12 protein-coding genes are annotated in these 12,777 nt (G+C 65.3%); 7 read left to right on the top strand and 5 right to left on the bottom strand.

Annotation, left to right across the window (positions count from 1 at the left end; genetic code table 11):
* Window positions 1-99: 99 nt before the first annotated feature.
* The 4 genes from CH283_RS20370 to CH283_RS20355 form a co-directional block, all read right to left on the bottom strand.
* Window positions 100-972 carry an amino acid ABC transporter permease gene (locus CH283_RS20370; protein WP_068050696.1) on the bottom strand — a complete coding sequence of 291 codons (873 nt, stop codon included), beginning with the start codon at window positions 970-972 and terminating at the stop codon, window positions 100-102.
* Window positions 972-1,649, bottom strand: a complete 678-nt coding sequence (locus CH283_RS20365; RefSeq protein ID WP_068284151.1) for an amino acid ABC transporter permease — start codon at window positions 1,647-1,649, stop codon at window positions 972-974. Before CH283_RS20365 ends, CH283_RS20370 begins: the two co-directional genes overlap by 1 nt.
* Window positions 1,650-1,738: 89 nt before the next feature.
* Complete coding sequence (locus CH283_RS20360; RefSeq protein ID WP_068050691.1) at window positions 1,739-2,569, bottom strand: glutamate ABC transporter substrate-binding protein; 831 nt, start codon at window positions 2,567-2,569, stop codon at window positions 1,739-1,741.
* 53 nt (window positions 2,570-2,622) lie between these two features.
* A complete protein-coding gene (locus tag CH283_RS20355) occupies window positions 2,623-3,351 on the bottom strand; it encodes an amino acid ABC transporter ATP-binding protein (protein WP_170944851.1) in 729 nt (242 codons plus the stop codon).
* A gap of 249 nt (window positions 3,352-3,600) precedes the next feature.
* Here CH283_RS20355 and miaB point away from each other — a divergent pair, with 249 nt between their 5' ends.
* Both miaB and CH283_RS20345 read left to right on the top strand, forming a co-directional pair.
* Window positions 3,601-5,151, top strand: coding sequence for a tRNA (N6-isopentenyl adenosine(37)-C2)-methylthiotransferase MiaB (miaB, locus tag CH283_RS20350; RefSeq protein ID WP_094642401.1), 1,551 nt, complete (start codon window positions 3,601-3,603; stop codon window positions 5,149-5,151).
* The gene (locus tag CH283_RS20345; RefSeq protein ID WP_068050689.1) at window positions 5,148-5,735 is read left to right on the top strand and encodes an Rv2732c family membrane protein; all 588 of its coding nucleotides are present in this window, start codon (window positions 5,148-5,150) and stop codon (window positions 5,733-5,735) included. The genes miaB and CH283_RS20345 overlap by 4 nt, the downstream gene beginning before the upstream one ends.
* A gap of 43 nt (window positions 5,736-5,778) precedes the next feature.
* On the opposite strand, the gene CH283_RS20340 is transcribed toward CH283_RS20345, so the two are convergent.
* On the bottom strand, window positions 5,779-7,266 hold the full coding sequence (locus tag CH283_RS20340; RefSeq protein WP_094642053.1) for a DUF349 domain-containing protein: 1,488 nt from the start codon (window positions 7,264-7,266) through the stop codon (window positions 5,779-5,781).
* Window positions 7,267-7,417: 151 nt separating this feature from the next.
* Here CH283_RS20340 and CH283_RS20335 point away from each other — a divergent pair, with 151 nt between their 5' ends.
* The 5 genes from CH283_RS20335 (at window position 7,418) to CH283_RS20315 (ending at window position 12,695) form a co-directional block, all read left to right on the top strand.
* A complete protein-coding gene (locus tag CH283_RS20335) occupies window positions 7,418-8,140 on the top strand; it encodes a class III extradiol dioxygenase subunit B-like domain-containing protein (RefSeq protein WP_094642400.1) in 723 nt (240 codons plus the stop codon).
* A complete protein-coding gene (gene miaA, locus CH283_RS20330; RefSeq protein ID WP_094642051.1) occupies window positions 8,133-9,062 on the top strand; it encodes a tRNA (adenosine(37)-N6)-dimethylallyltransferase MiaA in 930 nt (309 codons plus the stop codon). Before CH283_RS20335 ends, miaA begins: the two co-directional genes overlap by 8 nt.
* A 24-nt stretch (window positions 9,063-9,086) precedes the next feature.
* On the top strand, window positions 9,087-9,956 hold the full coding sequence (dapF, locus tag CH283_RS20325) for a diaminopimelate epimerase (RefSeq protein ID WP_094642049.1): 870 nt from the start codon (window positions 9,087-9,089) through the stop codon (window positions 9,954-9,956).
* Window positions 9,957-10,035: 79 nt separating this feature from the next.
* Window positions 10,036-11,586 (top strand): GTPase HflX, encoded by a 1,551-nt coding sequence (gene hflX, locus CH283_RS20320; protein ID WP_094642047.1) that lies wholly within the window; start codon window positions 10,036-10,038, stop codon window positions 11,584-11,586.
* A 5-nt stretch (window positions 11,587-11,591) separates the two neighbouring features.
* Window positions 11,592-12,695 (top strand): hypothetical protein, encoded by a 1,104-nt coding sequence (locus CH283_RS20315; RefSeq protein WP_094642045.1) that lies wholly within the window; start codon window positions 11,592-11,594, stop codon window positions 12,693-12,695.
* Window positions 12,696-12,777 lie beyond the last annotated feature (82 nt).

Raw genomic sequence — 12,777 nt, 5'->3', positions numbered from 1 at the left:
CTCGAGCCGGTGCCGTCGAGAAACAGTAAGGCCCGCAACACCATCGGTGTTGCGGGCCTTACTTGTCGACGGCCTCGACCAGTTGCAGTGTCGTGTGGGTCAGGCTGCCTGACCACCGTCGAGAGCCGGAACCACTTCAGTCGCGCCGGCCTTGCGCTTGCGAGAACGCAGACGACGTTCGACCACGGTGGCCAGCTTCGTCAAAGCGGAGTTGATGATGATCATGATGACGGCGACAATCACCAACGACGGCAGGTAGTTGCTGTAGAACGCGCCCACCTGCTGCCCGGAACGGACGACTTCGACGTAACCGATGACGTAACCCAGCGCCGAGTCCTTCAGTGCCACCACCATCTGCGAGATGATCGCCGGAAGCATGGCGGTGACGGCCTGGGGGAGCAGAACCAGGAGCATGACCTGGCTCTTGCGCATGCCCAACGCCGACGCGGCTTCGCGCTGGCCCTTGGGCAGGGAATTGACGCCGGCACGCACGATCTCGGCAATGACCGAACCGTTGTACAGGGTCAGGCCCGTGACCACCGCAGCCAAGGCCAGGTACTTGACCTTGAAGACCTCGTAGTCGGCATAGACGGCGTACAGGAAGATCATCAGGATCAGCACCGGAACGGCGCGGAACACCTCGACGAATGCGCCACTGATCACTCGCACGACTCGATGATCGGACAACCTGCCGATACCGAGTACGGCACCGAGGATCAGGGCGAACACGATCGACAGGGCCGCTGCCACCAGCGTGCCCTGAATACCGGGCAGCAGATAGGTGGTCCACGTGGTCGATTCGAGGAACGGATCCCACTTCTCAGCGGTCAACTGCCCCTTCGAGTCGAGCGCCCGGTAGATCAGAAACGCGATCCCCAGCGAGACGACTGCAACGACCACGGTCAGAATGCGGTATCGCAGTACCGCTTTCGGGCCCGGGACGTCGTACAGAACTGCTACTGCATCACTCATCATGACACCGCCAATCGCTTGCTGATGTAGCCGAACAGCAACCCGGTCGGGAGCGTCAGGATCATGAACCCGAGTGCGAAGATGCCACCGACGACGAAGATCGCGGCCTCGTTCTCGATCATTTCTTTCATCAGGAACGATGCCTCGACCACACCGATGACGGACGCGATCGTGGTGTTCTTCGTCAAGGCGATCAGAACGCTACCGAGCGGGCCCACCACTGCCCGGAACGCCTGTGGGAGAACGACGATGCTGACGTTCTGGGTGAAGGTCATGCCCAGAGAGCGACCCGCTTCGGCTTGACCGACGGGGACGGTGTTGATGCCCGATCGCAGTGACTCGGCCACGAACGACGCCGTGTACACGCTCAAGCCGAGTACGGCGAGTCGGAAGTTGTTGTCCACCAAGCCTGTCGGCGACGACTGCGAAGCCAACGAGACACCCAGGGTCTGGAAAAGGCCGAAGGAGGTGAACAGAATGATCAACGTCAGTGGAGTGTTTCGGAAGATCGTGACGTACACGGTGGCGATCGCTCGCGCAATCGGGATCGGTGACACGCGCATGGCTGCGACCACCGTGCCGATTATCAGCGCACCGACCGCCGACAGCAGTGTCAACTGGATCGTCGTGATGAATACCTCGACGAGTTGACTGCCGTATTTGCTCAAAAGGTTCAAGGTGCCTCAGGTCCTTACGGCTCAGAGAGAATTCAGGCCGCCGAGTACTTCTGCTCGGATTGCGCAGCGGTACTCGGCGGCATCAGAGATCAGTAACGATCGACGGTGGGTGCCTCGGGCAACGGGTAACCCGATGCACCCACGGTGTCGTTGAACGCCTGCTCCCAGGCACCGCTGGAGATCATTTCCTCGATGGCGTCGTTGATCTGGTTACGTCCTTCGGTGTCGTCCTTGTTCAGGCCGATGCCGTAGTTCTCCGTGGTGAACGGCTCACCGACCACCTTGAGCTGGCCCGGGAACTGAGCGGCGTAACCGGCGAGGATGATGTCGTCCGTCGTCACCGCATCGATGGAGTTGTTGTTGAGGGCTTCGACGCAGGCGGAGTAGGTGTCGTAGTTCTGTAGCTGCACGCCGGGGTACTCGTCGGCGATGTTCTGCGCCGGAGTCGAACCGGAGACCGAGCAGAGCCTCTTCCCTTCGAGAGAAGCAGGTCCGGTGATGTCGGTGTTGTCGTTGCGAACGAGCAGCGACTGTCCCGCCACGAAGTACGGTCCGGCGAAACCGACCTTCTCCTTACGCGTATCGGTGATCGAGTAGGTGGCGACGATGTAGTCGACCTCACCGTTCTCGATCAGCGTCTCGCGCTGGGCCGAGGGGGATTCCTTGAACTCGATGTTGGCCTCGTCGACACCCAGCTGACCGGCAACGTACTTGGCCACCTCGACGTCGAATCCGCTGAACGTGCCGTCGGGGTTGCGCAGCCCGAGGCCGGGCTGATCGAACTTGATACCGACGATGAGGTTGCCGGCCTCTGCGCTGCTGGAGATGGTGCGTGCTTCCTCGCCGCCACCGCAGGCGGTGGCGACGATGGACAGAGCGGCGATGGCGACACCGAGGCGGATCGGGCGGGTGATTCTCACTGTGAATGTCCTTAAGGATCGGGTGGTGTGAACGGAATGAACGGTGCAGCGGGTCAGTGGCCGAGAATCTTGCCGAGGAAGTCCTTGGCTCGTTCGGACTTGGGGGATTTGAAGAACGTCTCCGGATCGGTGTCCTCGACGACGGCTCCGTCGGCCATGAAGATGACGCGGTCGCCTGCCTTGCGAGCGAAGCCCATCTCGTGGGTGACGACGAGCATCGTCATGCCCTCCTTGGCAAGCGAGGTCATGACGTCGAGTACCTCGTTGACCATTTCGGGGTCGAGGGCCGAGGTGGGCTCGTCGAACAGCATCACCTTGGGGTTCATGGCGAGAGATCGAGCGATGGCGACACGCTGCTGCTGACCACCGGACAACTGGGCGGGGTACTTGTCGGCCTGGTTGGCGATGCCCACGCGTTCGAGCAGAGCCAATGCGCTCTTCTCTGCCTCGTCCTTCTTCTGCTTGCGCACCTTCATGGGCGCGAGCATGACGTTCTGCAGAATCGTCTTGTGCGCGAACAGGTTGAACGACTGGAACACCATGCCCACGTCGGCACGCAGTGCGGCCAGGGCCTTGCCCTCGGCGGGGAGCAGGTCTCCGTCCACCTCGATGGCACCGGAATCGATCGGTTCCAACCGATTGATCGTCCGGCACAGGGTCGACTTGCCCGATCCGGAAGGACCAACGACGATGACGACCTGTCCGGCCGGCACTTCCAGGTTGATGTCCTTGAGGACGTGCAGATCACCGAAATGTTTGTCGACGGATTTGAGCGAGATCATCGAAGGTGCGCCCGGCGGGGGAGTCGATGCCGGCGCGTCGGTGGCGTGCGTCATAGATCGAAACCCTATGCGTAGTTTCCTCGCCGACCGGTGTTTTCGCCCGTCATCTTCGATTATGTAATGGAAACTTTACTGACGGTCTGCATCGGCCCTGGACAGTCTCCGGTGGAGCCCTCGACCCCGGCGTGTCGGTCGGTGCGGTGGACGTACCCTGGAGGGGTGCAAACGAGTGTTTTTCCGACCGTGGACGTGACCGAACGCGGGGTTACCGAGCCCGTACCGCTCACCGACGGGTCGGCGGCAGGTGCCCGCAGCTACGAAGTGCGTACGCACGGTTGTCAGATGAACGTCCACGATTCGGAGCGGCTGTCCGGACTGCTCGAGGAAGCGGGCTACGTGCCGGCGGACTCGGGCACCGATGCGGATCTGGTCGTGTTCAACACGTGCGCGGTGCGCGAGAACGCCGACAACAAGCTCTACGGCAACCTGGGCATGTTGCGGCCCGCGAAGACGCGCAATCCCAACATGCAGATCGCTGTCGGTGGCTGCCTGGCGCAGAAGGACCGCAACACCGTCGTGGAGAAGGCACCGTGGGTCGACGTCGTCTTCGGCACCCACAACATCGGGTCGCTGCCGGTTCTGCTCGAGCGCGCCCGGCACAACGAACAGGCGCAGGTCGAGATTCTCGAATCTCTCGAGGCCTTTCCCTCCACCCTTCCCGCGAAGCGAGAATCCGCCTACGCCGGCTGGGTGTCGATCTCGGTGGGCTGCAACAACACCTGCACGTTCTGTATCGTCCCCGCATTGCGCGGCAAGGAAATCGACCGCAGGCCGGGTGACATCCTCGCCGAGGTACAGGCTTTGGTGGATCAGGGCGTCCTCGAGGTGACTCTGCTCGGCCAGAACGTCAATGCGTACGGTGCCTCGTTCGCCGATCCGGACATGCCCCGTGATCGCGGCGCGTTCGCCTCGCTGCTGACCGCTTGCGGCTCGATCGAGGGGCTGGAGCGGGTGCGCTTCACGTCGCCGCACCCCGCCGAGTTCACCGACGACGTCATCGAGGCCATGGCGTCGACCCCGAACATCTGCCCCACCCTGCACATGCCGCTGCAGTCCGGATCGGACCGAATCCTCAAGGCCATGCGCAGGTCCTACCGGCAGACGAAGTTCATGGGCATCATCGACAAGGTGCGTGCGGCCATGCCGCACGCGGCTGTCACCACCGACATCATCGTCGGCTTCCCCGGCGAGACCGAAGAGGACTTCGAGCAGACCCTCGACGTGGTGCGACGGGCGAAGTTCGCCAACGCCTACACGTTCCAGTACTCGAAGCGCCCGGGCACCCCGGCGGCCGACATGCCCGACCAGGTTCCCAAAGAGGTTGTGCAAGAACGGTATCTGCGGCTGATCGCGTTGCAGGAGGAGATCGTTCTCGCGGCCAACCAGGCGCTGATCGGTACCGAGGTCGAACTGCTCGTCGCCACCGGTGAAGGTCGCAAGAACGCGGCAACCCATCGGATGAGCGGGCGAGCCAGGGACGGCCGACTCGTCCACTTCGCCGTGGACGCCGACAGGGCGAGCGAGATTCGTCCGGGTGACGTCGTCACGACCACACTCACTGCAGCCGCCCCGTACCACCTCATCGCCGATGCCGGCGTGCTCACCCACCGCCGTACGGCAGCAGGAGACGCCCACGAACGCGGAGTGATGCCGAAGACGGCACCGATCGGCGTCGGCCTCGGACTTCCCTCGATCGGCGCACCGGCGCCGCTGACGCCAGAGACAGGATGCACCGCATGACAGAGACAGACGGACCCGATCGCGTCGTACCCTCTCGATCCGCAGAGGAACTCGGGCGGACCGAGAGGGCGGTGATGACCGAACTGGATCCGGGCGCGCGGGCCATGGTGGTGGCCGGGCTGGTCATGGTCCTGCTGTTCACGTTCGCGTTGCCGCACACCGGATCGGCCAGCGGGTTCGACGTGCTCACGGGCAGCGATGCCGCAGTTGCCGAATCGATCGCACTGCCGTCGCGCGTCTTCGTCGTGCTCGTGCTCACGTTCGGTGTGGTGATGTCGGTGCTCGCACTCGTCACCCGTATCTGGGCGCTGGCCTGGGCTGCCCTGGCAGGGTGTGCGGTGTCGTCGGTGTACGGAATGTTCTCGATCTGGACGCGGCAGACCGTGCCGGACAACGTGCAGGGCGCCGGACCGGGAATCGGCCTGATCATCGCGTGGATCACCGTCATCGCTCTGACGTTCCACTGGCTCAAGGCCGTGTGGAAGAAGACGAACGCCCAACTCGCCGCCCAGGAGCAGCGACGCATCGCGGCCGCGTCGGGTGAACAGAAGCTCCGACTGTGGGACGGCCACTCGGCCCCGTAGGCCCGAACGGCCGTCCCCGGTCAGCGAATCACAGTTCGTCGACTCACAGTTCGTCGACGGCGCTTTCCGCCGCGTCGGCCCACTCGCGCCACTGCTGGGCCTGTGCCAGCGCACGCTCGGCATCCTTGGTCTTGCCTGCTGCGTTCGCCTTCGCGGCCTGATCCTCGAACTGAGCCACCCGTTCGCGGAACTGGGCCGCGCGGGCAACGGCCTCGGGGTCGGAGCGACGCCACTGCGACTCGACCGCGTCGTGCACCGACTTCTCGATCGCGCGCAGTTTGCCTTCGAGTTCCTGCATCTTCTCGCGCGGGACCTTGCCGATTGCATCCCACTTGTCCTGCAGATCGCGCAGCGCCGAGCGGGCAGCGTCGAGGTCCTTGCTCGGGTCGATGTGGGTCTTGGCCAGCAGGGCTTCCTTGGCCTCGGCGTTGGCCTCGAACTCGGCGTCCCGCTCGGAGGCCGCGGCGTTACGGGCGGCGAAGAACACGTCCTGTGCGGCCTTGAAGTTCTTCCACAGAGCGTCGTCGGCATCACGAGGAGCGCGGCCGGATGCTTTCCACTCCACCAGCAGATCGCGGAACGCAGCTGCGGTGGGACCCCAATCGGTGGACGACGACAGGGCTTTGGCCCGCTCGACGAGTTCTTCCTTGCGAGTCTTGGCCGCACCGCGCTCACGATCGAGATCGGCGAAGTGCGCGCCGCGGCGACGATTGAAGTTCTCCCGAGCCTTCGAGTACCGCTTCCACAGGGCATCGTCGATCTTGCGGTCGACCCCGCGAATCGTCTTCCACTCGTCGAGGATTTCGCGTAGCCGATCTCCCGCGTGCTTCCACTGGGTCGATTCGCTGCCGATCTGTTCGGCTTCGACTGCGAGAGCTTCCTTGCGTGCCGTGTGTTCGGCGCGTTCGAGCTCCTTCTCGTGCTTGGCCACCGCTGCTGCGGCGTCCGAATGCTCGACGACCGCGTCGAGTCGCCTCGCGAGCAGATCGAGGTCACCGATCACTGCCGCAGTCGGCAGGCTCTCCAGCAGCGCGGACGCTGCGGCCTTGGTCTTCTTGGCGTCGCCTGTACCGGAGGTCAATCGAGCTTCGAGCAGACCGACCTCGGTGGCAAGATCGTCGTAACGCCGACCGAAATGGGCGAGCCCTTCCGCTGCGTCTCCGGCTTGCCAGGACCCGATCTGCCGCTCGCCGTCGGAGGTGGTCACCCACGCCGTACCGTCGTCGTCGACTCTGCCGAACTTGCTGGGATCGCTCGCAGGCGTGACCGCCGGGATTGCCGTGGGGACGTGGGAGGGCGTGGGGTGAGGTTTGGCACCGGCCGAACCGCCGGGCCGAGGAGAACCGGTACCGGGACCCGCGGGCCTGGGTCCACCACCGGGCTTCGGTCCACCGCCCGGCTTGGGTCCACCTCCGGGCTTGGGTCCGCCGTGGTTCGCCGCATCGGGAGCGGTGGCACCGGGGGGCTGGGCGGGTGCATCCGAGGACGGAGCCTCGGGGGTGGTGGGGGTACCGGCGTTCGGGTCGGTCATTGTTCCTCATCTCTGCCGCGCGTCACGGCTGCCTCAATCGCGATCTGGACACCATTGAACTAGGTGACGACCGATCGGACCATTGAAACAGCTCAGACGACTCGAGGTGGACCCGTCCGGCCAAGTCGCACCAGCGACTAGCGTGGTGCTCGTGTTTCGTGCCGCGGCCCTGGTGCCCTCTCCGCCGTTGTTGGTCCCCGAACTGATGGGCGCGGGGGCGGCCGAGACAGCAGATCTTCGGGCCGCCGCCGTCAGCGCCACGACACACCTGGCGTCGACGGTCGACCGCTGGATCGCCGTCGGCGTCGATCGCACGTCCTCCACGTTCGGCGAGGCCACGGTCGGCACGTTGCGAGGATTCGGAGTCGACGTGGTGGTGAGCCTGTCCGGCGCCGCGGATCAGACTGCGGCAGACCCGGACCTGCCGCTGGCCGTTCTGATCGCGGGGTGGCTGCGAGGAGTGGCTGCGCCCGACGACGCGGTCGAGGTCCGCACGATCCCGGCCGATGCGAGCCCCGAGTGGTGCGCCGAGTTCGGCGAGAAGCTGCGCCGAGAGTTCGACGCCTCGGCGGAGAGCTGGGGCGTGCTGGTGCTGGCAGACGGGGCGAACACGCTGACTCCGAAGGCCCCCGGATCGTTCGACGAACGCGCCCAGGAGGTCCAGCACCGGATCGACGATGCCCTCGCGGCAGCGGACGTCGACGCGTTGGCCGGTCTGGAACCGGACCTGTGCGCATCGCTCGGTGTCGGCGGCCGAGCGGCGTGGCAGGTGCTGGCAGCACTCGCCGGAGCCGATGCGAAGACGACGACGGAGCTCTACCGAGGTGCCCCCTTCGGCGTCGGATACTTCGTGGGGACCTGGTCTCGTGACTGACGGGGCGAGCGATCCGGCCACGACTCCGGTCGCGATCATCGGCCCGACGGCCGCAGGTAAATCCGATCTGGCTCTCGATCTGGCCGAGAAATTCGGCGGCGAAATCGTCAACATCGACGCGATGCAGCAGTACCGGGGAATGGACATCGGGACCGCGAAACTGCCAGTCGCTCAGCGGCGGGGGATTCCGCACCATCAACTCGATGTGCTCGAGGTCACCGACATCGCCACGGTCGCGCGGTATCAAGCGGCTGCGGTCGCCGACGTCGAGGACATCAGATCGCGCGGATTGCGCCCGATCATCGTCGGGGGATCGATGATGTACGTGCAATCGTTGCTCGACGAGTGGGCCTTTCCGGCAACCGACCCCGTCGTGCGGGCGAAGTGGGAAGCAGTCCTCGAACGCAACGGTGTCGAGGAGATCCATCGCGCGTTGACGGCCGCCGATCCCGAGGCTGCCGCGTCGATACTGCCCACCGACGGCAGGCGCATGGTCCGGGCGCTCGAGGTGGTGGAGCTGACGGGGCAGCCGTTCGCGGCCTCGGCTCCGAAGATCGGCGCACCTCGCTGGGGCACGGTGGTGCTCGGAGTCGACCGCGACACGGCCGAACTGGACGAGCGGATCGCCGAGCGCACGCGACAGATGTTCGAGACCGGACTGCTCGACGAGGTGGAGGGGCTGCTCGGTCTGGGGCTGCGTGAGGGCGTCACTGCGTCGCGCGCGATCGGGTACGCGCAGGCTCTCGACGTGTTGGCGGGGGAGTACGACGTCGAGTTCGCGCGCGAACGGACGTTCATCGGAACCAGACGCTACGTGCGACGCCAACGCTCGTGGTTTCGCCGCGACGACCGTGTCCGTTGGCTCGACGGTGCGTCGCCCACGCTGATGTCCGACGCCCTGTCCGCGATCGATCCCTCGTAACCGAGCCCACGTAGACTCGCGGCCATGGAATTCGCCAAAGGCCACGGAACTCAGAACGACTTCGTCGTACTGCCGGATCCGGCAGCCGAGCTCGAACTCACCAGGTCGGCGGTCTCGGTGTTGTGCGATCGACGCCAGGGCCTCGGTGCCGACGGCATTCTGCGCGTCGCCCGGGCCGGTGTGCTCCGAGATGCAGGCGTACTCGATCGAATTCCGTCGGGTGTCGAGCCCGAGGACTGGTTCATGGACTACCGCAACGGTGACGGCACCATCGCCGAGATGTGCGGCAACGGCGTCCGCGTGTTCGCGCACTATCTGCGGGTGCACGATCTCGAACAACGTGACCAGTTCGTGGTGGGTTCGCGGGCCGGTGCACGCGCTGTGACCGTCCACTCGTTCGACGACACCGACGCCGATGTCACCGTGGCGATGGGTGACGTCACTCTGATGGGCTCGAGCTCGGTGACCCTCGCGGGCGGAACGTACGAGGGCGTCGGGATCGACGTCGGCAATCCGCACCTGGCCTGTGTCGACGGTTCGTTGACGCGCGCATCTCTCGGCGCTCTCGACCTGTCCGCACCGCCGACACTGGACTCCGAGTTCTTTCCCCGCGGCGCGAACGTCGAGATCCTGACCAGGCTCGACGACGGTGCCGTCGAGATGCGCGTGTTCGAGCGTGGCGTCGGGGAGACGCGATCGTGTGGCACCGGAACCGTGGCGGCGGCCGCGGCAGCGCTGTCCTACGAGGGTCTCGAGACCGGGGAGGTGAGCGTCGGTGTGCTCGGCGGTCGGGTGCGCGTGAACATCGATCACGTCGGTGCCACTCTGCGCGGACCGTCGGTGCTGCTGGCCCGCGGCGAGATCGACGACCGGTGGCTGAAGGCGCAGTCCTGACGATCGCACCGGCCTCGGCATCCGCCCGGACCGAAACCCGCGTGCATACGCTGGGCTTTTCGTGGATCATGGGTGACGTATGACGAACTCACATGAAACATCCCCTGCGGGCGAACCGGTCGACGACAGTCGCGACGAGGTCGACGGTGCTCCCGAAACCGAATCCGCCTGGACTCGCGAAGAGTCCGACGCATGGTCGAGGCGACTGGCTCGGTCTCCGCTGAACGACGAGAACTCCCCGTCGTCGGGCGACATGCAGCTCGAAGACCGCACCGCGCTACGTCGAGTGGCCGGACTGTCCACCGAACTCACCGACGTCACCGAGGTCGAGTATCGGCAGCTGCGCCTCGAACGCGTCGTGTTGGTCGGAGTCTGGACCACCGGCACGGCCGCGCAGGCCGAGTCCAGCATGACCGAACTGGCTGCGCTGGCCGAGACCGCCGGCTCGGAGGTACTCGAAGCGCTGATGCAGCGACGCGACAAGCCCGACGCCGCGACGTACATCGGTTCCGGCAAGGCCAAGGAAGTGCGCGACATCGTCCTCGCGACCGGTGCCGACACGGTGATCTGCGACGGTGAACTGACGCCTGCTCAGCTCAATGCGCTGGAGAAGGTCGTCAAGGTCAAGGTCATCGACCGCACCGCGCTGATCCTCGACATCTTCGCCCAGCATGCGACCTCGCGAGAAGGCAAGGCGCAGGTCGCCTTCGCCCAGATGGAGTACATGTTGCCCAGGCTCCGCGGCTGGGGTGAATCCATGTCGCGGCAGGCCGGTGGACGTGCGGGCAGCAACGGTGGTGTGGGTCTGCGCGGACCGGGTGAGACGAAGATCGAGACCGACCGTCGACGCATCCGCGAGCGAATGGCCAAGCTGCGCCGCGAGATCAAGGGCATGAAGCAGGCCCGCGACACCAAACGCGAACAGCGCCTGAGCGGTACGGTGCCGTCCATCGCGATCGTGGGATACACGAACGCGGGCAAGTCGAGTCTGCTGAATGCCCTGACCGGATCCGGTGTGTTGGTCCAGAACGCGTTGTTCGCCACCCTCGATCCCACCACGCGCAAGTCGACCCTCGAAGACGGCCGCGAGATCGTGCTGACCGACACCGTCGGCTTCGTTCGGCACCTTCCGACTCAGTTGGTCGAAGCGTTCCGCTCGACGCTCGAGGAAGTCACCGATGCAACCCTGCTGCTGCACGTGGTCGACGGATCGGATCCTCTTCCGATCGATCAGATCAAGGCCGTGCGCGAGGTGATCACCGAGGTTGTTCGCGAGCAGGATGCGAAGATGCCGCCGGAGTTGTTGGTGGTCAACAAGATCGACGCTGCCGATCCGGTACAGCTGACCCAGCTGCGCGGATTGCTCGACGGTGCCCGGTTCGTCTCGGCCAAGACCGGCGAGGGAATCGACGCCCTGCGAGATCACCTGGCCGAGATCCTCTCCGAGCCGGACGTGTTGGTCGACGTACTCGTGCCGTACACCCGTGGCGATCTGGTCGCGCGCATCCACACCGACGGCCGGATCGTGAAATCCACCCACGAGGAAGAGGGCACGCGCGTGGAAGCGCGTGTGCCGCAATCGCTCGCGGCAGCGCTGGTCGAGTTCACGGCAACCGTTCCCACCGCCTGATCTCGGTGGGGCCACGGCTGGTGGTGTGCGGAGCGGCCGCGGCTGCGGTCGCCACGACGGTCGCGTTCTCGGGGCCTGCCTTCGCAGCTCCGATCGAGACCGAAACGTATTGTCGACCAACCGATCCTGGTCTCGCCGAGTTGTCCGGCCTGACCTCGATCGACGGGGTCCTCTACGCAATCGGCGACAGCGGAGCCGATGATCGGGTCGCGGCGCTCGGTGCCGACTGCACGGTCGAGCGATGGATCGACGTTCCCGTTGACCCGTACGACGTCGAGGACCTGACGTCGTACGACGGCTCGCTGTGGTTGGCGGACATCGGCGACAATCAGATGCGACGCGACACAGTGGCATTGACGCGCATGGACCCGGCATCGGGTGCGGGCGAACTGTACCGACTGACCTACCCGGACGGCGCACACGACGCCGAGGCGATCCTGATCGAGCCCGGTGGTAGACCGGTGATCGTCACCAAGGAACTCTCGGGCGTGAGCGGGGTGTATGTACCTGCAGGCGACGAATCCGTCACCGATCTGAGCAGTCCAGGGCCGACGCCGATGCGCAAGGTCGGAGATCTGGCGTTCACCGCAACGGACACGGTCGGTGGGCCGGCGTTCGTGGTCGGATCGATATTGGCGACCGGGGGAGCGGTGAGCGCCGACGGCAGCGTCGCCGCGGTGCGCACGTACACCGACGCGTACCTGTTCGATTCGTCCGATGGCAATATCGCGTCGGCGTTGGTCGATCCTGCCACGCCGCGGGCAGTGATGGCATTGCCCGATCAACCGCAGGGTGAGGCACTGGCGTTCCTCGACGACGGAAGTCTGCTCCTGGCGTCGGAAGCGGGTTTCGCTCCGACGGACGGAAGCCTTCCGCCGATTCTTCGATTCACGGATGCGCGGTCTCTCGAACTCGCTGTTCCGGAGCCCACCGCCGCCGAATCCAGTGCGCTGGAGTCGGTGTCGCCGACCTCGAGCGCAGATCGGTCGCCGCAAACGCCGACAGCGACGGACTCGGAATGGGAGTTCCGAGCGGCCGTCGCTGCCGGTGTGGTGCTGATCGCCGGAGCGGTGGGATTCACCGTCCGGCGATCGATGCGTTCTCGTTAGGCGTCGCAGGAGTGGAGCCTGCGGAACGACCTATGCGTCGCAGGAGTGGAGCCTGCGGAACGACTTATGCGTCGCAGGAGTG

It is taken from the genome of Rhodococcus sp. 05-2254-2 (assembly GCF_002259095.1).
GTDB lineage: Bacteria > Actinomycetota > Actinomycetes > Mycobacteriales > Mycobacteriaceae > Rhodococcoides.
This window is presented reverse-complemented; position numbering and strand designations above follow the sequence as displayed.